Below are 24,802 nucleotides of genomic sequence, written 5' to 3'. Positions count from 1 at the left end.
ATCCCCCTTTTTTCAAAAAAATAATTTTAGTTTCCATAAAACTCCTGTAATAGATAAAGTGCAAGTTCAGTATGAGGGCTGTCCTTCGTTATAGCGCCAATCATCGGTGTTGGTAGTATTAACCCCATATCCTTGACTAGGGACGAGTCATTATTTAGGGGGATCGCGTACAGGTGAAATTCCCCTGTTGCTTCATCCTGTATAATAAATTCGTCGACATCGACAGTGACCCTCTCCATCAATGGATCAAGCGGCTGCAGCCCGTATGGATCAAGGAGAATGTGCCGAAGCCCTTCATCCACTATAAAAATATCAACTTCCCGCTCAATAATCGAAATGGTAAGTTTTTCGTGGGAAACGGGAAAAAGCTCAACATTGATTTCTATACTTTCATAGTCCAACTCGCTGTCTGACAGTATTTCATCTAAATATGGCCCGAAATTCTCTTCATAATGAACAGGAACTTCTGAAATGAACATTACATTCAGACTGCTGTCATCACCCCGTCCTTCAGCTCCGCAGGCAGTGAGCAGGAGAAGCGTAGCCATCCAAACTAACACCAGATTTTTTTTCACCGATAAAAACTACCTCTTCTTTAGCGCCAACCTATGAAAGCGCTTTAATTTATCTGTTAAGAAAATGTAATTTATAAATAATAATATTCTAGTTTTTCAGCAAAATAAAGATAGCAAACTATAGTTTTTACCGAAAAAATTTAAGAATTCTGCTAAGCCCCTACCAAATACTATATTTTTTAAAGAATGATCTTTAGTTTCCTTCATTACGCCTCCTCCCCTCCCCTGATATAATCTGGCTAAAAGGGAGCGTGATTTTATTGGGAAAAATTAAAGTCACGAACATGCGAGGCGTTTCGTTAACAGCTGGAAGCTTTGCTTAGGAGCAGCCAGATCGGGCTTGCATTGCAAAAAGAGCATATCGACCATCTTTTAGAGATGAAACGGAAAGTTATATAGATTTGAATGGCAGTTTAATTACTTCTTTTTCAAAAGGATGGAGCTAAAACTATTAATTGAGGAGGCAGTTTCTTATGAAGAAAACGACAGAAGGTGCATTTTATACGAGGGAGTACCGAAATCTTTTCAAGGAATTCGGGTATTCGGAAGCGGAAATCCAAGAACGAGTTAAGGACACATGGGAACAGCTTTTTGGCGATAACCCAGAAACGAAAATTTATTATGAAGTGGGCGATGATCTAGGTTATCTCCTCGATACGGGAAACCTCGATGTGCGGACTGAAGGAATGTCCTACGGAATGATGATGGCTGTTCAAATGGACAGAAAGGATATTTTCGACCGGATCTGGAATTGGACGATGAAGAATATGTATATGACGGAAGGCGTGCACGCGGGCTACTTCGCTTGGTCATGCCAGCCTGATGGCACTAAAAACTCCTGGGGCCCAGCTCCGGACGGAGAGGAATATTTTGCCCTTGCATTATTTTTTGCTTCGCACCGCTGGGGCGATGGTGATGAACAGCCGTTTAATTACAGCGAACAAGCTCGTAAGCTACTTCATACTTGCGTGCACAATGGTGAAGGTGGTCCTGGCCATCCAATGTGGAACCGGGATAATAAGCTCATTAAATTCATACCTGAAGTGGAGTTCAGTGATCCCTCTTATCATCTCCCCCATTTTTATGAACTGTTCAGTTTATGGGCAAACGAAGAGGACCGCGTCTTCTGGAAAGAGGCTGCTGAAGCGAGCCGGGAGTATTTGAAAATAGCTTGCCATCCTGAAACAGGACTTGCGCCTGAGTATGCTTACTATGATGGAACGCCAAATGATGAAAAGGGATACGGCCACTTTTTTAGCGATTCTTATCGTGTGGCTGCTAATATTGGACTTGACGCTGAATGGTTCGGAGGAAGCGAGTGGTCGGCAGAAGAGATAAATAAGATCCAGGCGTTTTTTGCAGATAAGGAGCCTGAAGACTACCGCCGCTATAAAATAGACGGGGAACCGTTCGAAGAGAAATCATTGCACCCTGTCGGACTGATTGCTACTAACGCGATGGGTTCTTTAGCCTCTGTTGATGGACCATACGCTAAAGCTAATGTGGATTTGTTCTGGAACACACCGGTTCGCACCGGCAACCGCCGTTATTACGATAATTGTTTATATTTGTTTGCGATGCTCGCACTAAGCGGCAATTTTAAAATTTGGTTTCCTGAGGGCCAAGAAGAGGAACACTAGTTGCTGACGTTATTGAAATACTCTTATGCTCATGAAAAATTGCATAAGAAAGCACCCAGCCGTTTGGTATAGTTGATTTGTTGAGAATCAAACATACCATACAGAAGAGGTGTCCTTTATATGAAAGCTAATCATGACCAAACTAAGCAAAGCCTAGAAAAAGCCGGCTTCCACCATGGTAAATGGAACCGGCTAAATGTTTGTCAGTACGAAGACTTGTTTGTTGGGTTCTTTTAAACAGGACTTATTTGTTATCCACTTATTGTTTTCACCATTCGGTACAATGAAAATGCAGGTTTATTGATTTCTCCTGTTATATGTTAACCGATCTTTTGATATAGTTTAATCGCAAGTTTATTCTCCTTTTTAACCGTTAAAGAGCATTTGGAAAATCCTTGTAAAGACGTTTGCACTTCGGCAAATTGAAGAAGCTGGCTCCCTACCCCTAACCCTCTACTTTCTGGCAATGTGGCGATGGTTCCGACATGAAACTCGTCATCTTCCCCCTCTTTCATCGTGGTGATGAAATAGAGTAATTTTAGGTTTCGAATATTATAATAAAAAAGCTGCAATTTACGATAAGAAAACAGCTGCTTAAAGGTCGGCCAGGCAAGCTGTTTTAAAACCTTAATTGGATAACATGTAATCATTCCTAACGTTTGTCTATCGATTTGCGCTTCAAAGGCGTACTGATGGCTAAAGCGGTTGTTTTTCGATTGCCATAACTTACGAAACGTTGCATCAATTATGTTCTTATTGTTAGAGCCTGCTAGTGGGTTAACCATATAATCTAGTGCCATTTGATTCAGGCTAGCTCCGAGCTGGGATTGTGGGTCTGCCTTTACGATTGAGATATGTGACATCATGGACACTCCTTTGTCTCGCTACTTATTTAATGATCAGAATGCTGTTGTTTTAGGATGTAAATGAAATCAAATTGCCCTCTGATTGTAGGATGATCAACTGTTACTTTGCTCTGAAACCGTGATAAAACGTACTTAACACAAGTGAAGCGGCAGAATTTTTAGCTATATGGCCTTCTTGCACTTGCTGCCATGTTAGGAAAAGTAACGAGTAAAGCACATTTAAGATCCATTCACTGTTAACCGATTGGATAAAAAATCCCTTTTTCTGTAGACGCTGAATAACGCAGCGAACAGGTGCTCTTAACTTTTCGTCCGCTTCTTCTAACTCTTTGTTATAATATACCGATGCGTCATGCCCAAGAAAATACACTTTGTCACCTAGTGGGATTAATGCTTCAACCAGCTTAGAGATATAGTTTTCATCGTTTTCTTCATTCAGCGGAATGCCCTCAATAGTTTCACTTACTGCCTGTATGGCTCGGTAACCCAAATAAACCATTAGCTTTTCTCTGTTCTCAACATAGCGGTGGAGAGTGGCCACACCCACTCCTGCATATTCCGCAATCTCATTCATGGACGCGGTCGGCTTTTCAACTAAAAGCTCGGTAGCGGCATCAAGAATCGCTTTGAAACGTGCTTCTTTTGTTGGTGACATCCCGTTTTTCATCTTGTTTTTCTCCTTATTTAGATGTTTTTGATATAAAAATATATCACTTGATAAAAGTATAAATCATAAATGGATAGTATGTCAACTGTCATAAGGGCTATTAAGCAAAGAGGCTGTCCTAAAAACACCTTAAAACATAAAATCAGGAGAACCGTTTGATGGCGGTTCTCCTGATTTTTGTGTTGCTGTGTTTTCGTTGGTGCCTTCGAGCGACGATCCACCGTCGCCATTTCGAACGAATAAGCAAAGAAGCCGCCTTATGACGAAACGTTTAGTTGGGTAGTGCCACAGATCCGTATGATTCTCCGATTTTCTTACGTGCCTTTCCTTCACTCGTTTTGATACAGGTTAATGTTTAAAATGATGGAGCTGTGTAAAAAATTCTTCTAGAAAGGCATAAAATAATTCTTCTGTTGGCAAAAGCCCTCGTTCAGTCGGAGTGATCACACCAACGGTCCTTGTCACGTTCGGCTCAATCAGCGGAATTTTGACAGTTGAGCGAGGCGTGCTATCAACAAGAGTGACTTCCGGCATTAATGTGACTCCTAATCCTGCCGAAACTAAGCCTTTCAATGCATCGATATCATCCCCTTCAAAAGCGATGTTGGGATAGAACCCTAGATCGGAGCATGCATTGATGACAATATCTCTGAAAACAAACCCTTCTGGGAGCAAAACAAATGGATCATCCTTCAAATCTCGTAAATGGATTGCGTTGTTTTCAGCCAATGGATGATGCAACGGCAAGAGTGCAACAACCTGTTCAGTGAATAAGATTTTACGAGCAATTTTCTTTTCGTCCATGGGAACCGGGCCAATAAGTGCCATATTATAGTCCCCTTTAATAACCCCATTGATCAGCTCATGATAAAGAGCTTGTTTCAGCTGAAACTTTGCCTCTGGATATCGTTTGCGGAATGCGTAAATAACCGTTGGCAATGTATATGCTGCAAGGCTGATCGGAAATGCGACACGAATTGTCCCCTTTTCTGGGTCTAGATACTCTTGAACTTCTCGTTTGGCATCATCAATGACATTCATGGCATGAGTGATTCGCTCTAAAAACATTTTACCGATGGGAGTCAATTTCACTCGACGTCCATCCCTAATAAACAGATCAACGCCTAATTCGTTTTCTAAGTTAAAGATCTGTCTGCTGACTGCAGATTGAGCTACATGTAGAGCGGCAGCCGCTTCGGTTACATGCTCTCGTTTTGCCACTTCCATGAAGTACGTTAATTGTCTGAATTCCATAGCATCACCTTCACATTCATCTAAAAAAGGCATTAAACTTATCAATTATTGATATTGATTAGATGATTTATTTAATTATAAAATACTTCCAAGCAGATATCTATTCTTGTTCACATGAATAAATCCTCATGACGTAAAAAGGATTCTGTTACAATGAGAGACTTTTTGAAAGATTGACATAAAGGAGTTAGGGAGGCCGTGGAATGACAACATTGGTAAGAGAGAAACAAACGTATGACGTTCAGTATTATGTACAGCACGTATACGAAACCGTGAAACGACGTAATCCGAATGAACATGAATTTCATCAAGCGGTTAAGGAAGTGTTTGATTCGTTACTACCTGTCCTTGTGAAGCATCCTCAATATGTTAAGCAAGCGATACTCGAAAGAATCGTAGAACCGGAAAGAGTTATTTCCTTTCGAGTCCCTTGGGTGGATGATCAAGGAAACGTCCAAGTGAATCGTGGGTTTCGTGTACAATTTAACAGTGCTCTCGGACCGTATAAAGGTGGTTTGCGGTTTCATCCTTCTGTTAATGCAAGCATCATTAAATTTCTCGGATTTGAGCAAATATTTAAAAACGCTTTAACAGGTCAACCAATTGGCGGTGGCAAAGGCGGCTCCGATTTTGACCCAAAAGGAAAGAGCGACGGTGAAATCATGCGTTTTAGCCAAAGCTTCATGTCAGAGCTTAGCAACTATATTGGACCGGATATAGATGTTCCTGCAGGAGATATCGGTGTGGGCGCCAAGGAAATTGGCTATATGTTCGGGCAGTATAAAAAAATGCGTGGCGGCTTTGAGGCCGGAGTGCTGACTGGAAAAGGCATTGGCTACGGCGGAAGTCTTGCCAGAAAAGAAGCGACTGGCTACGGCACGGTGTATTTTGTAGAAGAAATGATCAAAGATCACGGCTTCAGCTTTGCTGGGAGTACGGTTGTTGTATCGGGATCGGGAAATGTCTCGATTTACGCCATGGAAAAAGCGATGCAGCTCGGTGCAAAAGTGGTAGCATGCAGCGATTCTGGAGGCTACGTCTACGACAAAAACGGCATCGATTTACAGACGGTCAAGCGTTTGAAAGAAGTCGAAAGAAAACGGATCAGCGAATACGTAAACGAACATCCCCATGCTCATTATGTTCAAGGTTGCTCAGGTATATGGTCTGTTCCGTGCGACATTGCCTTGCCTTGTGCAACACAAAATGAACTCGATGAAGCGGCTGCAACGATGTTAATCGCTAACGGTGTGAAAGCAGTCGGTGAAGGAGCCAATATGCCTTCCACACTTCAAGCTGTCCATACCTTTCAAGAGCATGGAGTACTGTTTGCGCCTGCGAAAGCGGCGAATGCAGGCGGTGTTTCCGTGTCTGCTTTGGAAATGGCACAAAACAGCACAAGATTAGCGTGGACTTTTGAGGAAGTGGATGCCAAGCTGTATGAGATAATGAAAAACATTTATCGCGAAAGCATAAAGGCGGCGGAGTTGTATGAGGCTTCTGGAAATCTTGTGGTCGGCGCCAACATTGCTGGATTCGTGAAAGTTGCAGATGCCATGATTTCCCACGGGGTCGTCTAGTGTTTGCATTGAGTTCCCTTATTTCATAGCTTTTTGATAGTATCCGTTTGAGAAAATCTAAGCATTACCATCAATGCTACAACCCACAGGCTTGTCGAGGGAAGTCTGTGGGTTGTTTCACCTGTATTTTTAGGTAGTTGAACTTAAGGAGAAGTCGGGCTACTGATTCCTCCGTTCGATAAGATTAATCCCTAGGCCCATGGCAATGATCCCAATCAGTAACATAGTGAGGAGTGCCATTATGACATCTGACAACCCAGCATGATAGAAAATGACAGACATCATTGCATCCATGGCATGAGCCATCGGAAAAAGGTCAGCGATAAACAACAATACTGGATTCGTAATTGTACCAGGCATCATATAGGCCCCACTAATCAGAGGAATTAGCGGGATTAACGATGGAATAAATAGCGTAAAACTGCTCTGTTTTCGCGATCATTTTCAATTGCGAATGAGAAGCCTCTACCTTACGTACACCTTCGATCATCTTCACATTCTGAACAAAAGTTTCGTCAATCTTACTAAGTTCAACTTTAATCGTATCCTCCGTCGATAAAATGCTCAGTAGTTCCTCTTTCGTACCTGCTGCAATAATTTCCCCATGGTCCATAATGTACAATCGATCACAGAGCTGTTCGACTTCCTCCATATAATGACTCGTGTATAAAACCGTTGTTCCTTCGTTTTCATTTAATGTTCGGACTGTTTCAAGAATATGATTTCTCGATTGCGGGTCGATACCAACCGTTGGTTCATCTAAAATAAGAATTTTCGGCTCGTGGAGCAGGGCTGCTGCAATGTTAATCCGGCGTTTCATTCCACCAGAAAAGGTTTTGACCAAATCCTTTTGACGGTCTTTTAATCCAACAATTTCTAATGCATGTTGAATCCTATTTTCAAGGTGTTTTCCTTTCATTTTATAAGTTGAACCGAAAAATTTAAGGTTTTCATAAGCTGAAAGTTCTTGGTAAAGGGCTAACTCCTGTGGCACCACGCCTAAAATTTTTCGAATGTCTCCTGGATGACTAATAATGTTTATACCATTAAGCTTAATTTCTCCGCTTGTCGGTTTAATCAAAGTTGAGATCATAGAGATCGTCGTTGATTTCCCTGCCCCATTTGGGCCTAGCAAGCCAACGGATTCACCAGAGTTCAAATACATATTGACCTCTTGCACGGCTGGCTGTCCTTTAAAAGTTTTGCACAAATTGATCGTTTCAAGCATCCTTTTTTCCCCTTTCCCTCTGTTGTGTAATTGCATCTTAAAACAGAAAAACCAAAGCCGCTACTGACTCTGGTCACTCGAAGGTCTAACATCTATTACTTTTGTCACTTTTTCTTATCATCATACGAGCCGATGACGAATCGCATAGATCGCCAGTTGGGTTCGATCCCTTAAGGCTAGTTTATCTAAAATCTGACTCGTCTGATTTTTGACTGTTCCCACAGATAAGCCTAGCCGTTCGGCTACTTCCTTATTATTCAGACCTTCGCCAATACATTTTAAGATCGCAATTTCCCTCGGGGTTAAGGTAGGATCGATTGGGATGGCCTCTTCATGTTGTAGCAACACGGGCATCACTTTTGCTGCAACCTGATCCTCCAACGAGAGGCCGCCGTTCAGCGCACTTTTAATCGAACGAATGAGGGATTCTGTATCTCCATCTTTCAGCATATAGCCACTAACTCCTAGTTTTAGAGCTTCCATTACATATTGGTGATCATCAAAAGTGGTGAGCATGAGAATTTTCATCTCGGGAAAGCGTGAACGTAAAACCTTGGCCGCTTCAATTCCATCCATTTCAGGCATGCGAATATCCAAAACGGCGACATCGAAACGTTGGCTTTCACATAAACGGATCGCTTCTTTACCGTTCGTTGCTTCTCCCGTTACGAAAATATCCTCATCTGTCTCGATCATGACCTTCAAGCCTTGGCGAACCATTACTTGATCTTCCGCTAATAATACCTTGATCATATGATCCTCTCCGTTCAAATAATCGTATGCTCCCTGTTACGATAAATTGGCGTTCATTTTGAACGATATCCAGTGAACCGCCCACTTTTTCTAATCGTTCTCTCATCCCTTTCAATCCATAGCCCTCTTGAAAAAAAGGATTGGGAGGGGCCGCGTTTAGGACTTCAAAACGAAAAACGCTCCCGCCAGGCGATTCAAATAAGACTTGCGCTTCCCGTGTCGAGCTATGTTTCATAATATTCGTCAACGCTTCTTGAATCGCACGATAAATAGCAAAGGACTGTTCCCCAGTTAATGGTGCAGCAAACGCCCCATGCTTGACAGAGAAATGGATGTTCATAAAGCTCTCCATTTCTAACTTTCGGATTAAACGGATAACTCCTTGCAAGCCGCCTACTTCTTTGTGCTTAAAAGATTTGACCGCCCGTCTCGTTTCCTCTAGACTTCGTTCAGCTAGTACTTTCAAGCTTTCGATTGTTTCTTTATCTTGCTCTGCTGCTGTCAGACGGAAAGCCTCAAGTTGCATGACGAGTGCTGTAAGTTTATGACCGACTGAATCATGGATTTCATGACCGATCAACATCCGTTCATCCTGTCTTGCCTGCTCCTCTTCCGTTAAGAGTTGCCTTTTCATCTTTCGATATTCATCTAATAAAGCATCTTTCTTTTTCTCACTCTCGAGTCCGCGTCTATGTATGGATTGATGGTACAACATTGCAATCGCGACTAATAGATAAAAAAGCACGGAGAAAGTGAACGCGGAAGTCGGAAGGATCGCGTGTATCATGATCCATGCTGCGCTACCAAGCTGAACGCCCATCACAACGAAGCTTTGCCAATGAGATAGGTAAAAAACTGCTTCCGCTATAATTAACCCATGTACGAGGAGAGCATAAAGGTTTAATCCATTGTCAGTAGGATAAAAAAAAGATGAGGGTAGTCAATGCTTGAATACTAAACAATGCTGCTTGGATCCATGGCTTTCGTTTAAAGAGGGGGAGGATAAATAAAATGATAAAAAACAGACAAATGCTCGCCAATTGACTATTGTGTATGCTTGGTTCTATATGTAAAAGAACAAATACCCAGATAACAAAATGGACTGCAAGCCAAATAAAATACGATTTTCCCATGCCACAAAGCCTCCCACACACGTCGGAAGTAACAACAAACCTTTTTCTTATTATACTATGATATACAAAAAACAACCCCAGGATTTAAGGAACTTTAACCCTTACACTGTCGACTTTACCATCTTACTTCAGAGAGACCAAGATTTTTTTCGATTCAGATACCGTCCCCCTTTTTATGATTAGGCAAAAAAACGGAGATTTTATCTACATTCTATCAGCTTTCATCTTTTATTTATTATATTTTTATGGTAAATTCGAAATGGAACAAATAGGATAATAGAAGGGGGTGTGGACATGTTTAAAAAAATTGCCAGCGATGCTCTTGGGATTAGTGATATCGGTAAGATTATTCGTCCGGAGGATTTTGACAAAACGGAATCAGATGACTATGTCTTGCATGAGGACGGAGAAAACATTCATTTTCTCATCAAATCAAAAACCGATGAATATTGCTTTACCAATCGTTCCCTCATTCACCTTGATGGAGCAAAAGCGACAAGCAGTAAGCGAAACATATATCGTTATGACTATTACTTGTTCCCTATTCGAAACATTATGATTGAAACGGCAGGTACGATTGATTTAGATTTAGAAATCAAATTTACTATTGGAGAAAAAGCTTTTTCTGTTGATATTGATCGTAGAGAAGGAGAAGCAATTGCAGACCTGTATAAATCGTTAGTCGCCATTTCTCATATTCAAATTGAACAAGATCGGCGGAAGGACTATGCCAAAAGTGGTTTAACCTATTCAAAAGAATTGTTCACGGATAACCGCTTCCATGATGGGACGATTTCCGAAGAATTTGAAAAAGCAACGAAATTCGCCTTTGATTGGCTCGATACAACGTATAATGAAAACACAAGAAAAGATTTCGGTGATGTTTTTTCAAAATATATTCAAAATTAACGAGAACGCCAGCGTAACACGATGTAACGCTGGTGTTTTTATAAACTCTTAGGTTTACTCATTAAACAAAGAAATAAATAAGTTGAATACTTTTTGATTCGTTTTTTCCTTCTTATAGATCAATTGACGATAGAAATCAAACTCTTCATTGGCAAAATGAATCGCTTTTACGGGATCATCATGCGCTATTGTAAAATCTGGTAAGAAGCCAATTCCCCATTCGTTTTGTACTGCTTTTTTTATTGTTTCCACACTACTAAGTTCCATTGAGACGTTGTAAGGAACGCCGTGTTTCTTTAATTTTTCGAGTAAGAAAGCGCGATACGTACACCCCTTCTCAGTTAAGAGCAAGGATTGATTTTCTAGATCATTCAACGTTATCGCCTCCCTATTCTCAAATAGGTGATTGAAAGGTACGACAACTGCCATTCGTTCTTTTTGAATCGAAAGACTTTCAATCTCTGGCACTATACAAGGAGAATCGAGAATAAAGCCAAAGTCGATTTCCTTATCGTTTACTCTTCTTATAATGTTTTCCTCACAGTCAGGGATGATTCGAATAAGAACATCGGGGTATTGCTCTTTAAATTGTTCTAATATCCTAGGCAGGCAGTAAATGGCAAGCGTTTCGATGGTTCCGATTGAAATGGTTTTGATTTCTTGCTTTTGCAGAGCCATATGTGATTCTTGATGCAAGGAGAGGATTTTTTCCGCGTATTCATAAAGGAGTTCTCCAGAGGGAGTTGGCTTCATGGATTTCCCTCTCCTTTCAAGTAACGTAATCCCCCCGTACTGTTCCTCAAGTTTTTGTATGTGATTAGTTATGCTTGATTGTGCATACCCCAACTTTAAAGCAGCGTGTGTATAGCTTCCGCATTGAACGACTTTCACAAAGGTTTTAAGATATAAAAGTTCGATAGCCATCAGTCCTTTAGAGCGACAACAGCGAAAATGAGAATCTGGCGTTTTATCATAGGAATATTCACCTCTAATCTCATTTTCACCAAATTATTCATAAGTATTTATGTTTATTTCATTTACGTTAATAAGCAACAATTACGATCCGATTGGCTACTTTAGTCTTTCAGTTTCACAAATCCCCCACTTCCACTGCATTGGTTTGGAATCTAAAGCTTTCGGGATAACTAAAGAGGATGTCAATCGACACCCTCTTTACGTATAGTCTATTATTGGACGGTCACTTTCGTTGCTTTACTTGTGTTTCCTGCCTTGTCCTTCGCTGTAACGGATAGCTTGGTTCCCTTTTTTTGCTTGGAAATTTTGATGCTGAACTTTCCATTTTTGTCGGCTTTGCCAGAGGCGAGCGTTTTTCCGTCGCGTTTAATGGTAACAGTTGCGTTCGCTTCCGTTTTTCCGGTCACTTTTGTATCACGACTCGTGACTTTATTCACAGTCGGCTTTTTAGGAGGTGTTTTGTCTTTAACTGTTTTCGTCGTCGCTTTGCTGACGTTCCCTGCCTTATCCTTAGCTGTAATGGAGAGCTTCGTTCCAGCCTTTTGTTTGGAAATTTTGATGCTAAACTTTCCATTTTTGTCGGCTTTGCCTGACGCGAGTTTTTTGCCGTTCTTTTTAATTGTTACGGTTGCATTTGGTTCTGTTTCCCCTTTAACGGTTGTCGTGCGATCACTAATCGAATTAACCTTTGGTGCTTTTGGCGGGATCTTGTCGATTACTTTTATTTTGACAGCTTTGCTTTCCTTGTTTCCTAAGTCCATAGCTGTCACATATAAGGTTGTATTTTCTTTCTGCTTATTGATTTTAACTTTAAACGCGCCGTTCTTATCCGCTTTACCGGTCGCAATCACTTTTTTGTTTTTATCTTTCACATTCACAGTAAGATTCGGCTCGGTTGTCCCTGTAACATGCGTATCTTTGTTACTAACCGTGTTGACTTTCGGTGCTTTTGGTTTTTTCCCTTCTTCCACTGCGATTCGAATCGAAGCCTTTGCTGCACCTTGTGAAGCTTTAACGTAAAGGACTTGATTGGCAGGTTGTACTGGGATTTTAACCTTGAATTTACCGTTAGCATCTACAGGTCCGCTACCAAGTGTTTCACTGCCGTTTGTCACTTCGATTGTTGTCCCTTTTTTGGCGGAGCCTGTTACAACGTTTTGGTTATCAAGTAAACGATTGACTTTTACATTCAAATCGACGGCGCTGACCGCACTGTGTGCATTTAATCTTCCCCAGCCTGATGCTTCGTCATAGCCTGGTAATAATACTGGTTCTTCTTCATCGTCATAATAAAAATAGTAGTCTTCCTCGTTATCCAACTCTTCAAAGGCGATGTAATCCGTTGTCTCTGTTAAGATTTTCTGGATATCTTCAGAGCTAAGCTTTGCATTTTGCGATAACAGTAGCCCTGCAACAGCTGCCACGTGTGGTGCAGCCATGGACGTTCCATCAAAATAGGTCACGTTTCCGTTTGGTAGGAGACTAGGAATGTCTGTTCCTGGTGCTACTAAATCAAGCCCTTTCCCATAGTTGGAATAATCGGAAACGATGTCAGAACGATTCGTAGCTCCAACTGAGATGACATATCGGGAAGAAGCTGGATAAGACAGATACGGTGAGTATTCATTTCCGCTAGCGGCTACGATCGTTACACCCTTTTCTGAGGCATATTTTAAGGATGCTTCAATTACGCGGCTATAAGATCCCCCAAGGCTTAAGTTGATAACGTCAGCCCCTTGATCTGCTGCGTATTTAATTCCTGATGCAATCGACTCTGTATCGCCACTTCCTCCCCCATCAAGCACTTTGATCGGGATAATTTCAGCGGCATGATTGATACCTGTCATTGAATAATGATTGTTGGATTCGGCGGCAATAATGCCAGCGACATGTGTTCCATGTCCATTGTCGTCTAAAGCGTTCGTATTACGGCCAATAAAATTGTACCCTAGATCGGTGCGAACTTGATTCTCTAAATCTGCTAATCTGCTATCAACCCCTGTGTCGATAACAGCGATTAACGTGTTTGGTAAGTTTTTCTCTTTTACTAGTTCTTGCAAAGGGGCATATTTAATATCTGCGCCTGCTTCTCCGAGATTGCCTCCTTCATTCTCAAGAGACCATTGATCGGAATAGTGGATGTCAGCTGATAACGCTACGTACTCTTGGACAGGTTCTGCATATTCAACTTCTGGTAAGTTTTCAAGTTGATCAACTGTCATATCCAGTTCCTGAGAGGAAATGCTGACCTCTTGTTCATCTCCTAGTTCGACAATATACATGTCCTCAAATAAAGGGTCTTGATCTTCAAATGGAGAAATGGTAGCTTCATCGTTTACATCTTCAGCTTTCGCTTCAAGTGCGCTAACGCTTTTTCCTTCTTTTAACTTGACAATGACTTTATTCGACGTGGATGCCGTATCAGGTGCCATTCCTGCCTTATCTAACACAGTGGCTAAACGTAATCCTTCGATTTTTTGCAAGTTTACTTGTTGATTGATCTTTTCCATCTCTGCACGTAAGGAATGAGGAACGGAATCAGCCCCTAGTTCATACAGTCTGAGAATCGCGTCTTGATCTTTTTTCGTGATCTTATACGTGCTATTAGCCCCGTTATCTAACAGTTCCTTGAAAAGTGGGGTTAATGTGACTAAATCTTGATAGACTTGATCTTTTAATTTTTGATCAAATGCTATTTTTGACACGATGAACGGAGCTGCTTTGTAATACAAAGAAGTAAATTCTTTTCCTTGTTCCGTTTGTGAAAACACTTGATCTCTAATTGTCCGCAAGCTTTTTAATAGTTCTTTACCAGATTCTTTTTGTGAAGCACTTAACTCCACCGGGCAATCTTCTTCTTCCATTCCAGTCGAAGGGGGTAACTTGATTCCTTCAAATGACAGCGTATAATCGGCGGTCGTAGGAGATTCCTCTTCACCTTCTTCCTCCCACTCTTCATCTGATCCATAGTACTCTACTTTGATATAATAGGGGCCTGTCCATGCAAGAGGAAAATTAATTTTCCCTGTCTCCCCGAGCATAGAATAGCTTTTGTACGAGCTATAGGTATCATCGCTCTTCGCTCGGTCGAGACTAGGATAGACAGAAATATTCATTTCATTCTCGCTCGTTAATTGAATTTGATAATGAGAATCATCCTTTGCATCCTCTTCGATCGAATCGATCTTGTACCAATGAACCTGTTCTTCTTCTTCAAAGGTTAATTGGTACTCTTGTCCCTTCGTAATCGGTGTTGCTGTGTCTATGGAACCTAGCGCGTTTGCGTAAGCTCCAAATGGTTGCAGTACGCTGCAAAGCAACATAAAGACTAAGAATAATGCTGTGATTTTTTTCCCCGTTTTCGTTTTCATCAAGTACCTCCATCACTCGATCAAATTTTTTTAGAAGGTTGATGGCCTTCTTTTCCATTTAATCATGTTTTTTCATTATTGGAAAGAATTACTTTCGTGTAAATTTGTAAAAAATATCTATAATCTGTATGAAAAAACCGCTCCGTATCGAGCTGTTTTAGGCTTTAGAAGTACGTGTGGATAGCGTTGGGGCGGGAAATGATGTAATTGAAAAATTCCTAAATCATCGAATAAAATGGTTTCTTCGATCATGCGCAAAGAGAACCATCGCTGCTCCTAAAACAGAACAAACCATATACATACTAGAATAGGAGAAAAGATCAGCGACTGGCCCCATAATCACCCCTCCTAGTGAAACACCTAAATCAGCCATGGCGATAAATAATCCAATCAACACATTCCGATTCGTCTGAGGCAAGACAAAAGTCAAATAGGTTGTTAAGGTTGGATATATAATGGCTTGAGCGATTCCTATAAAAATTGCACCTAAATAGAAAAAGGCTACTCCCCCCGTTATTGAAAAACTTACACACTGTGTTCCAATTGCCAAAAGGAACATTGTTCCCATCATAAACGTTGAATGCCATTTTCCGTCTGAAGGAATTTTTTTTCTTAATGTAAAGCGAGCAAAGACTACAGTAGCTGCCATAATCATAAGATATATTCCCGCATTGCCGTCCTCCAACTGGACCGCGTATAGAGGGATAAAGGTCGTAACCGCTCCAAAAATAATAGAGGCTACTAACATCAACACGCTGCATTTAAATAAAAATGGATTTTTCACCAATTGATTAAATGATTTGAAAATATTTTCTCTTTGTTTGATATGGTTTGCGGCAGACTGATCATTATCCATTTTTGCACTATAGCCAAATAATATCGTTGAGGCGGCAATTGCAATCATCACAAAAGTGAAATAACTCATATCATCTGTTTGCCAAATTCCAAGGGCTAGCATGGGGCCAATGATCCCTGGGATATATGAGAATAAAGAATAAAGGGAAATGCCTTGAGAACGATCCTTCTCTGGCAGTGCGTCAATAATACCGATCTGTAAGGCCATCGAAAAAAAAGCGGTCGATACCCCTTGTAGCATACGAGCTGCCAAATACCCCCCTAATCCTGTGAACGTATAGAGGATTAAGGCTACACCATTGATCATAAGAATAATGCGTAACACTTTTATGGGACCGTGCTTTTGGATGATCTGGCCTGCCCACGGTCGAAAGAACATCGTAGTAAATAAATATGCGCCCATGATAATCCCTATGGTTGTATTACTTGCCCCTAAAGTTCCACTCTGTAAAGGAATGATCACATTTAAGATAGAATTGGCACTAAAATAAAGAAGTACCAGTAGATACAAACGTAGAAAGGGCCAAGATAAAGCTCCACTCAACATGACTTTTCCTCCGAATCTCTATTCCTCATTAAAATGTAATGACCTTCTTCAATAATTTCCTTGCATAAGCGGACTGAACGTCGATTAACTGCTCTGTAGGGACAATCTCCTCAATTTGACCGTGTCTAAAAATCATGATTCGATCACAAATGTAAGCAGCAGCTTGAATATCATGGGTGATAAATAGATAACTCATCTGGTAGATTCGTTTAAGTTCTATTAATAAATCAAGCACTTGAGTTTGAATAGATACATCTAAAGAACTAATCGCTTCATCTAATACAATACATTTCGGTTCTGTTGAAATCGCCCGTGCAATACATACCCTCTGAACCTCACCACCTGATAACTCATGCGGATATTTCTTTTTATAGGACGGATGTAATCCAACTTGCTTTAAAAGATAATCAACCTTGCTTTTCGCTGCTTTTTTCCCTTTTAGAGGTTCCATAATGGCGGTTTCAACTGTAAAAAATGGATTGATGGAGGAAGTATAATCTTGGAATACAGCGCTTATGTTTCCTGACCTCACACTTCGTTCCTCAACCTTATTTCCTTCAAAGTAAATATGTCCACGATCGGGCTTTTCAATTCCTAATAGCAGACGTCCCAACGTTGATTTTCCACTTCCGCTTTCACCAATGATTCCGAGACATTCGCCATGCCTGCATTCAAAGCTAATATGGTTTAGGATTTTTTGTTTCTCTTTAGAAAAGAAGCCACCTTTTGTGTACGATTTCTCGACCCCCTTAACTACTAGCAATGATTGCTCCTCCCTCCATGACTCTTTTAAAATGATCCCCTAAAGCTTGTCTCGTAGATACGAGATATTTTGTATAATCCTGCTGAGGGTCTGAAAAAATGGTTTGGGTGGTGCCTCTCTCAACGATCTCTCCATCCTTCATCACTAAAACATCATCTGCGATTCTTTTGACCACTCCTAAATCGTGAGACACAAAAAGAATTGAGGACTCAACTCTTTCTCGTAATTGAATCAATTGTTCAACGACTTCAAATTGGGAGATCGTATCTAGTGCTGTGGTTGGTTCATCTGCGATAATGATGTCTGGCTCTAATACTAAGGCTAAGGCGATCATGATGCGTTGCAGCATGCCACCTGATAGCTGGTGAGGATACTTATTCATGATCTCTATTGGATTTTTTAACATGACACTCTCCATGGCAAAGGCCATTTTTTCTTCGATTTCTTTATTGTTCCAGACGGTATGTTGAGAAAGGGTCTCCTTTAAATGAATGCCGATGACACAAGTGGGGTCAAAGGCCCGCATTCCGTTTTGCAGGACCATGCAAATGTTTTTCCCTCTTTTGCTCCTCATTTCTTTTTCAGACAGGTGGTGTAGATTCTCTCCTTTAAATAGAATGTTTCCTGATTGGCGTATTGATGGTTTATTCAATCTCATGATCGATCGGCATGTTACAGACTTACCGCTACCACTTTCTCCTACTATGGCGAGACAGCTTTGTTGCTTAAGTTGGAATGAGCTATTATGAATAATCACTTGATTCGTGTGCTGATCCCAGACGTTTAAATTTTCAACTTCTAACAGGTTCATTGTGTATCCCCTCTCTTTCTCGACGATATTGTTTAGAGGTTAATAGTTTTGGATCTAAAGCAACTTGTAAGGCATCTGATAAAAAGTTAAAGGTAGCAACCACTATAATAATTGCTAGCCCGGGAGCTAACATTAATTCCGGCCTGGAGAACATGACATTCCTTGCTTCGTTTAGCATCATGCCCCATTCCGCGTGGGGAGCTTGTATACCTAAACCTAGGAATGAAAAACCTGATATTTGTAATATCATGGAACTGATAGAGCCACTTGAAATCACAGCTACATCAGCAAATGTAACGGGAACGAGGTGTTTATAAATAATTTTTAGATCATGAATCCCTGATGCTTTGGCAAATTTCACATAGTCTACTTGAGAATATTGCATAACAGATGTTCTAATTGCACGAGCAAACCAAGCCCATTTCATTAAAATAAAGGCGATCAAAATATTCTCAAGACCGACACCGAAAATACCAATAAAGGCCAATGGCATGACGTAGCCGGGGAAAGAAAGCATAATGTCACAAATTCTCATTATGACAGCATCAACTTTCCCTCTAAAGTAGCCTGCGATAAATCCTAGAACGAGCCCAATCAGAACCGTTAGGAATAATGCCACTAAAACCGATAATACACTCGGGCGAATGCCGTAAATTAACCTAGATAAAATACACCTTCCGAGGTGATCATTTCCTAGTAGGTACTCCCAGGAAGGTGAGGCGTATCTTAGTTCCATATGGACTTCATTAGGAGGGTGAGGCGCAAATACAGGAGCAAAAAGACCAACTACAATCGTAATCACAATCACGGATAAGGAGAGTGTAGCCACCTTATCTCTCATTAAATTTTTTAATAGCCTCATTTTACATACTCTTCCTTTGTTTAGGATTCATCGCAGCGTTTATGATATCGGAAAAGGTATTGAAGAAGACAAAGGATACGGCTAAGATGAGAACGTATGCTTGTATAATTGGGAAGTCCCTGTTTAAAATGGATTTAACGCTTAAACTCCCTAAGCCTGGCCACGCAAAAACATTTTCAACTACAACTGTTCCGCCTAATATCGTAGGTATCCCCATACAAAAGATTGAAATGGCCACTTGTAATGAATTTCTCAAAATATGAATCGTCACTTTTTTTTCCGATATGCCGCATGCTCTTCCATATAATACGAAGTCCTCGTTTAAGTGACTTAGCATTGAGTTTCTAACGGTTCTAAAATAAATGCCCACGTAGCTGGCCGTAATGACCGTAACGGGTAGTATATAGCTTTGATAGGAATCGAGCCCACTGGTTGGCAGTAAATCTAATTTGACAGAAAAATACCAAATCATGAAAGAGGCAAGCAAGTAGGATGGTATTCCCATAAGCAAAAAAGAGAACCCTCTGATTGATTTATCGATTGCTTTCCCTTCTTTCATCGCGCAGATCACACCTAATAGGATGGACAGAACGATTATGACGATCGACGAAACCAATGTTAGTTTCAATGTGTTAAAAAAAGCTGGACCGATTATTGCCGAAACAGGTTCTTTCGTGACATATGAATGTCCAAAGTCTAGTTGAAGGCAGGCTAGGAGCCAATGGAAGTATTGGATAAGAAAAGGCTGATCAAGCCCCAGTTCTTGCTTAGTTTGAGCAATTAACTCATCTGTTATAGTTGGAACTCCTTGTGCTTGCAATACGACTTCAGCTGGATCTAGAGGAGAAAGATTAATAAAAACAAACGTTAAAAAAGAAATGATGAAAAGCAACGGGATGACGGAGAAGAGTCTTTTCATGACATAGCTTCCCATGGAATGCTCCTTTCATAGAATCAAGTGATAGTGCACGCTCTGTCCACGTCCACGAAAATATAGTAAAGACCGACTGAATCTATTAATGATCACTTGATAATGTCCTTCGAGAAATCAAAGAGGGACTTAGGTAGTGTCCCTCTTTGATTTCTCGTAAATAAAAAGGGGAAAGCCCCTTTTTATTTATCGTTCTATTCAAAGTACATGAACTCAAACGGTAGCTCAAATTGTGTTTGCTTAAAGGAAATACCGTTTAAATTATGGGGAGCTACGACGGTGACACTACCATTTGAAATGGGAATAAAGACGGCTTCATCATGGACGATTGTCAAAATATCAGCGTATAATGATGCTCGCGTGTCTTCATCAGTAGAGATCATAACTTCTTCAATCTTTTTGTAAAGCTCATCTGCATTGTTAATGCCGCTTGTCGTATGCAAGTAAGAAGACTCAGATGTAAAAGCAGCAATCGTACTTTGTGGATCATACGCTAATCCCCAGGTTTGATTGAACAATAAATCATAGTCGCCGGTTGCCCTTCTATTAGCGATTGACGTGGATTCTTCGCCAATGATCTCTAGCTGAATCCCGATCTCTCTTAACGATGCCTGGATAAATTCTGCCTGTGTTTTTTGAGAAGAAGAATTGCTGTCATAATAAAGATTCATCGCCAAAGGGATACCGTCTTTCGTCCTAGCATTCCTCTCATTTTCAAGTGTCCAGCCGGCTTGTTCGAGTATCGCTTCTGCCGTTTCTATATCATAGCCTCGGTCTTTTAGCTCTACATTTGCATAATGGATGTTATGTGAAAACAATGTATCCGCTACTGTTTCTGTTCCAGCTAAAATATCATTAGCAATGGTTTCCCTATCAATGGCATGCCAAATAGCTTCGCGTACAGCAGTTTCACTTACCGGGCTCTCCGCATTGCTACTATTAGCGGCAATTATTTTCGTATTCATTGCTTCACTTCTCACGAGCTGATACTCGCCTGTATCTATTAATTGATTCATGGCCTCAACATCAATACTGTCTGTACCACGATCATCAGTGAAAATGAAATTCACTTCTCCTTTTTGTAGGGCCAAAAAGGTCGTTTCTCCAGCTGGAAGCACTTTGGCAGTGATTTTTTTAATGCTAGGCTCACCTCCCCAATAGTTTTCATTAGCTTCAAACGTTGCATAATTATCTTTCACATGTTCTGTAAGAATATATGGGCCTGTCCCGTGGTAGCCATTCACCCCATCTTTGGTCTCCTCATTAGTAAAATCGTTTGGGGACAGAAATACGTACGGTCTCGTCATGGATAATTCAACTAATGTTGGATAATAGGCTTCCGAAAGGACTAATTCCACCGTATATTCATCTATTACATTGCATTCTACGATTTTTTGTGACAATTTAATCCAAGAATGCAGGTCGACGTTCCTTTGTACGGCCTCAATATTTTTCTTCACTGCATCTGCGTTAAAGGGTTCCCCGTCATGGAATTCCACATCTTCTCTCAAATGAAACGTATATACCTTTCCATCATCTGAAATCTCCCATGATTCAGCAAGCAAAGGCTGGATTCCTTCTTCTGTATTTTCAACCAGTGATTCGTACACCATCCCTTGCGCGGGCATAGAGCCTGCGTATAAATGAGGATTCATATCGTCAATATCTTTGGTCGTTGCATAAATCAGTTCATCCATGCTAGGTGTTGAATCTGTTTGAGTAGCTTCGTTGCTACATCCTACCAATAGTCCTATCGAAACGAAAAGGATAAAGAAATGAACAAGTAGTCTACTTTTTTTCACGCGATTTCCCCCTAATACTATTTCCACTTCGCCAGTAGGTTTAAGTCGATACTGTCGTTTGGATTCATGTATTTTTACTGTCTTGCTTTTACTCTCTTTCCTATTTCGCTACATATCATTTGCAAATCTTCATCAAAACTTTGCACGACAAATGCTTGAGATAATTTTTTATCTTTATGAGATTGAGCGATCTGTTTAATTGCCTTCTCGTATGTTGTAATGAATTGATCAATCGTTGGACAAGGCACACTTAAGTAGTTAGCAATCCCTTGAATGATTTTTATACGGTAATAGTCTTCCTTAGGCATTCTCGGAATATCTAAATGGCCTTCCTTGTTAATAAAAATTTTTCTAAAAGGTACCGCCGAAAAATCAAAATAGTGCCCATGTTCATCTGGTTCTGAGAACGGATCAATCAACAGTGAGGTATAACGAATATACAATAAATACTCTTGATGGATCGTCGTAAAATGGTTGAAGTTTTCAATATCATGACGTGATAAACTTTCAATTCTTACGGGATAATTATCATCGGTCATAAATTGAAGTAAATTAATCTTTTTGATATTGATCTTTCCTATGATGTCCATTATCTCTTTCCAATGGGCCAACATGTCGCGAATTAAATATTGGGTAATGGGTCCTTCTGGATACATTTTATATACATATTTCTTTGCACTGAACGATCCAAATATGGCATTTAATGAAAAATCGTTCATAAACAACGGAGGGTGAACATAGAGAGAAATATTTCTTGTCTCTGCCTCAAATGGAGATTCCATGACTTGCACGTTAATACCGATTTGTTTAAATACTTCACAGAGCTTGTGTACATTCTTAGATGAAACATGGTTAGAGCCAATATAGATTTTTTTCTTGATCGCTGTTGTCAAAACATGATTAGACGGTCTATCGTGCATCCACCGGGTATCACCAAGGTAGGTCGAAAAACTAATAACTTCTGCATCCGGATTCAGCTTGTTCATATAATGGCTGATTAAACCATTGGAGCCAAAGGTTGGAGAAATTAAAACGATGTATTTTACGCGCTTTAAGAGTTCATCATCTATTTGTTTTAGCACTTCCTTATAGGCATCTGTGGTAACGGAAAAAATAAGGGTGTCCCATTCATCTTCAATGGTTTCATACTTTTTTATCACTTGATCAATGAAGCATGTTCCTTCCATCGCTCGATGCATCTCGTTTTGAACGCTGACGTGAATAAGCTGATCACTTTGATTTACTGCCTCAAAAAAGCTTTCCGAACGAACAGACTCTCTTCCCGCAATTCCAATATAACAATTCAAGTGATGTTTTAACGTTACCGCCAGTTGGATGGATGTTGGACCAGTTCCTAACAATAAGACTCGCTTCATCTCACTCATATAAGCCCTCCATTTTATACTGACAAGCGCTCAATTATGCCTTTGTATACAACGCAATATCAAACACATGCCGCGGTCTTGAGATATTTTCAACCATTTTCCACTTCCGCTGATCCACTTCTTTCAATGAATAATTAAATAAAGATTTCAACTGATTGCCATATCTCATAGCTACCACTAGATCTTCATTCGTCCGTGCATGCAATTGATCTAGTATTTCGAATTTTCTCTCGACGGTTGAACTAAAAATAATATGGGTTGCTTCTTTCGTGAAATCAAGGTCTTCTACTAATGTATTTTCGAGTCGAATTTTCAAATCTCGTCCTAACCTTTCTAGGACATTTAATCCAAGCGTAATGGCCTCATCATCAATATCGATGCCAACAACCTCTGCCCCCGTTTGTTTCGCGATTAATAGTGGTGTCATCGGAAATGCACCTGATCCTATTAATAAGACTTTTGACTCGGAACAAACACGAAAATGACCGAATTCGTTTATGATACATGACTCAATGTTTTTGAAATAATCTGTCATTCCATCATTTCCATTCAGTAGCTTCAAGGCACGATATTTTTCCATAATCGAGACACACAGTGCCGATTTTTTTCTCAAATCTAGCAATAGTTGTTGAAACTCACTTGATTTAGCTAACTCTAATTGTCCCCAAATTTCTTTGTTTCTCTCGTTAGTAATAAACTTAGAGTAATCATCGATTAAACTCTCTAATTCCGAACAATGATTGGTTGTATGATCATAGCTTGTGGCTAAAGCATCAAATTTGTCTAAAAACTCACGTAAATCTTTTTGAAAAGTTTTTAAAGCAACCATTGATGCCTCCCTTTTTATGTGATGATTAAACATCTATAAACGCCTTACCTCGTGCTACTATACCGACGGAACCTTCAATTTTTAAACTTGTTAACTTTTCTTCCTCACACGTAGCGATTACTTGAATCGTGCCACCGGGTTGCTTTATTTTTGCTACAATTTCTTTTTTGTTCTTCCACGCTAGATAAGCTCCTAATGAGGCTGTACCTGATCCGCAGCCTCTTTCCCATATCATACTGTCCAGATCTGGAACAAAAATGAGAGGAGCCAATTCATTGGTGTTTGATTTATACAATAAGATTCCGATCAAGTTGGTACCTAGAGTTACTCCTAGTAATTTTGCTAATGACTGGGCTTTTTCCCTCACTATCTTATTAAAATCGTCGACCTCGATGACAATATGTATAAACTCTTGATACCTCACGATAATCAGGTTCATCTCGCTACCATCATACTTGACGATCTTTTGTTCGATTTGTTTAGGTAGCGGCATCGTCACTTGACAATGAAATTCGTCTAAAGTTCTTTCCACTTGGCACATGACTAAGTTGTCAGTACCCGAAACTTCTAATACTATTTCCATCAATTCGGTTGGTTTTAGTCCTTTCTCAGATGCAATTAATGCTGCTAATGCCATGCATGCATTACCACAAAACTCACCTCCAGCCATCTCTAGATGTGCAGCAGCTTGTCGATTTAAGGGCTTTTCAATAAATCCAACTTGTTCAGCGTATACGCTGTCGTATGACATAATTTTTTCCGCGATGTGCTTATATTCCCCAATGGGATCATTCGTTTCTACAAGAATGGTCATATTTTGTGTTGGATTAAATTTTATAAACTCGATTCCTTGTTTCATCACAACGACCCTTTTCTTTTCATTTTTAAGCGTATCATCAGACGAAAAACGATAATAATTTGATTTGCTGCTTTTAAGTGAAGTAGACGATGAGGTTGGGTACTGTCAAGCTTCCATATTACCTCCTTTTCTTTTTCAAAAATCGAATGATTTAACCAAATGAAAATTGTAATCATTACGATTTAAATCGTATAATGAATTTTTTTT

At 40.2% G+C, this 24,802-nt stretch carries 22 protein-coding genes and 1 pseudogene; 3 read left to right on the top strand and 20 right to left on the bottom strand.

Features of this window, described 5'->3' with window-relative positions; all coding sequences use genetic code 11:
* Nucleotides 1-26 precede the first annotated feature (26 nt).
* Entirely contained in the window at nt 27-575 is a 549-nt protein-coding gene (locus tag FED51_RS10880; RefSeq protein ID WP_233443775.1) for a type 2 periplasmic-binding domain-containing protein, read from the bottom strand.
* 473 nt (nt 576-1,048) lie between these two features.
* Here FED51_RS10880 and FED51_RS10875 point away from each other — a divergent pair, with 473 nt between their 5' ends.
* Nucleotides 1,049-2,215: a family 8 glycosyl hydrolase gene (locus FED51_RS10875; protein ID WP_010898262.1), complete on the top strand. Its 1,167-nt coding sequence runs from the start codon at nt 1,049-1,051 to the stop codon at nt 2,213-2,215.
* Nucleotides 2,216-2,466: 251 nt separating this feature from the next.
* Here FED51_RS10875 and FED51_RS10870 read toward each other — a convergent pair.
* The 3 genes and pseudogenes from FED51_RS10870 to gltC all read right to left on the bottom strand — a co-directional run bounded on the left by FED51_RS10870 (nt 2,467) and on the right by gltC (nt 5,002).
* Nucleotides 2,467-3,078, bottom strand: a pseudogene (locus tag FED51_RS10870) (GNAT family N-acetyltransferase).
* A 103-nt stretch (nt 3,079-3,181) separates the two neighbouring features.
* A complete protein-coding gene (locus FED51_RS10865; RefSeq protein WP_010898260.1) occupies nt 3,182-3,748 on the bottom strand; it encodes a TetR/AcrR family transcriptional regulator in 567 nt (188 codons plus the stop codon).
* 348 nt (nt 3,749-4,096) lie between these two features.
* Nucleotides 4,097-5,002: a glutamate biosynthesis transcriptional regulator GltC gene (gene gltC, locus FED51_RS10860; RefSeq protein ID WP_010898259.1), complete on the bottom strand. Its 906-nt coding sequence runs from the start codon at nt 5,000-5,002 to the stop codon at nt 4,097-4,099.
* 203 nt (nt 5,003-5,205) lie between these two features.
* Here gltC and gdhA point away from each other — a divergent pair, with 203 nt between their 5' ends.
* The gene (gdhA, locus tag FED51_RS10855) at nt 5,206-6,582 is read left to right on the top strand and encodes an NADP-specific glutamate dehydrogenase (protein ID WP_010898258.1); all 1,377 of its coding nucleotides are present in this window, start codon (nt 5,206-5,208) and stop codon (nt 6,580-6,582) included.
* A 159-nt stretch (nt 6,583-6,741) separates the two neighbouring features.
* Here gdhA and FED51_RS10850 read toward each other — a convergent pair whose 3' ends face one another.
* From FED51_RS10850 to FED51_RS21385, 5 genes are all read right to left on the bottom strand, one after another.
* Complete coding sequence (locus FED51_RS10850; protein WP_053431112.1) at nt 6,742-6,942, bottom strand: hypothetical protein; 201 nt, start codon at nt 6,940-6,942, stop codon at nt 6,742-6,744.
* A 13-nt stretch (nt 6,943-6,955) separates the two neighbouring features.
* Complete coding sequence (locus tag FED51_RS10845; RefSeq protein ID WP_138090529.1) at nt 6,956-7,810, bottom strand: ABC transporter ATP-binding protein; 855 nt, start codon at nt 7,808-7,810, stop codon at nt 6,956-6,958.
* A 120-nt stretch (nt 7,811-7,930) separates the two neighbouring features.
* Complete coding sequence (locus FED51_RS10840) at nt 7,931-8,563, bottom strand: response regulator transcription factor (RefSeq protein ID WP_010898254.1); 633 nt, start codon at nt 8,561-8,563, stop codon at nt 7,931-7,933.
* Nucleotides 8,490-9,350, bottom strand: coding sequence for a sensor histidine kinase (locus tag FED51_RS10835; RefSeq protein ID WP_233443770.1), 861 nt, complete (start codon nt 9,348-9,350; stop codon nt 8,490-8,492). The genes FED51_RS10840 and FED51_RS10835 overlap by 74 nt, the downstream gene beginning before the upstream one ends.
* A gap of 124 nt (nt 9,351-9,474) precedes the next feature.
* Nucleotides 9,475-9,696: a hypothetical protein gene (locus tag FED51_RS21385; protein WP_233443767.1), complete on the bottom strand. Its 222-nt coding sequence runs from the start codon at nt 9,694-9,696 to the stop codon at nt 9,475-9,477.
* A gap of 294 nt (nt 9,697-9,990) precedes the next feature.
* Between FED51_RS21385 and FED51_RS10830 the strand changes: the two genes are divergently transcribed.
* A complete protein-coding gene (locus FED51_RS10830; RefSeq protein ID WP_010898252.1) occupies nt 9,991-10,605 on the top strand; it encodes a PH domain-containing protein in 615 nt (204 codons plus the stop codon).
* A 54-nt stretch (nt 10,606-10,659) separates the two neighbouring features.
* Here the strand turns inward: FED51_RS10830 and FED51_RS10825 are convergent, their stop codons facing one another.
* The 11 genes from FED51_RS10825 to FED51_RS10775 form a co-directional block, all read right to left on the bottom strand.
* Nucleotides 10,660-11,529, bottom strand: a complete 870-nt coding sequence (locus FED51_RS10825) for a LysR family transcriptional regulator (protein ID WP_138090527.1) — start codon at nt 11,527-11,529, stop codon at nt 10,660-10,662.
* Nucleotides 11,530-11,792: 263 nt separating this feature from the next.
* Entirely contained in the window at nt 11,793-14,951 is a 3,159-nt protein-coding gene (locus FED51_RS10820; RefSeq protein ID WP_010898238.1) for a S8 family peptidase, read from the bottom strand.
* 223 nt (nt 14,952-15,174) lie between these two features.
* Nucleotides 15,175-16,350 (bottom strand): staphylopine family metallophore export MFS transporter CntE, encoded by a 1,176-nt coding sequence (gene cntE / locus FED51_RS10815; protein ID WP_041821541.1) that lies wholly within the window; start codon nt 16,348-16,350, stop codon nt 15,175-15,177.
* 31 nt (nt 16,351-16,381) lie between these two features.
* Nucleotides 16,382-17,116 (bottom strand): ABC transporter ATP-binding protein, encoded by a 735-nt coding sequence (locus tag FED51_RS10810; RefSeq protein ID WP_010898236.1) that lies wholly within the window; start codon nt 17,114-17,116, stop codon nt 16,382-16,384.
* Nucleotides 17,103-17,927 (bottom strand): staphylopine uptake ABC transporter ATP-binding protein CntD, encoded by an 825-nt coding sequence (gene cntD, locus FED51_RS10805; protein WP_053431117.1) that lies wholly within the window; start codon nt 17,925-17,927, stop codon nt 17,103-17,105. Before cntD ends, FED51_RS10810 begins: the two co-directional genes overlap by 14 nt.
* Entirely contained in the window at nt 17,908-18,789 is an 882-nt protein-coding gene (gene cntC / locus FED51_RS10800; RefSeq protein ID WP_138090525.1) for a staphylopine uptake ABC transporter permease subunit CntC, read from the bottom strand. The genes cntD and cntC overlap by 20 nt, the downstream gene beginning before the upstream one ends.
* 1 nt (nt 18,790) lies before the next feature.
* Nucleotides 18,791-19,723 (bottom strand): nickel/cobalt ABC transporter permease, encoded by a 933-nt coding sequence (gene opp1B / locus FED51_RS10795; protein WP_138090523.1) that lies wholly within the window; start codon nt 19,721-19,723, stop codon nt 18,791-18,793.
* A 191-nt stretch (nt 19,724-19,914) separates the two neighbouring features.
* Nucleotides 19,915-21,522, bottom strand: coding sequence for a staphylopine-dependent metal ABC transporter substrate-binding lipoprotein (gene cntA, locus FED51_RS10790; protein ID WP_053431118.1), 1,608 nt, complete (start codon nt 21,520-21,522; stop codon nt 19,915-19,917).
* Between the two features lie 74 nt (nt 21,523-21,596).
* On the bottom strand, nt 21,597-22,907 hold the full coding sequence (locus tag FED51_RS10785; RefSeq protein ID WP_053431119.1) for an opine metallophore biosynthesis dehydrogenase: 1,311 nt from the start codon (nt 22,905-22,907) through the stop codon (nt 21,597-21,599).
* A 34-nt stretch (nt 22,908-22,941) separates the two neighbouring features.
* The gene (locus FED51_RS10780) at nt 22,942-23,736 is read right to left on the bottom strand and encodes a class I SAM-dependent methyltransferase (protein ID WP_053431120.1); all 795 of its coding nucleotides are present in this window, start codon (nt 23,734-23,736) and stop codon (nt 22,942-22,944) included.
* Between the two features lie 25 nt (nt 23,737-23,761).
* Entirely contained in the window at nt 23,762-24,595 is an 834-nt protein-coding gene (locus FED51_RS10775; RefSeq protein ID WP_053431121.1) for a histidine racemase CntK family protein, read from the bottom strand.
* Between the last annotated feature and the right edge of the window lie 207 nt (nt 24,596-24,802).

The sequence above is a fragment of the Halalkalibacterium halodurans genome (assembly GCF_005671335.1).
Taxonomy (GTDB): Bacteria; Bacillota; Bacilli; order Bacillales; family Bacillaceae_D; genus Halalkalibacterium; species Halalkalibacterium halodurans.
Note: the sequence above shows the minus strand (reverse complement) of the source record. Positions and strands in the feature narration are given on the sequence as shown.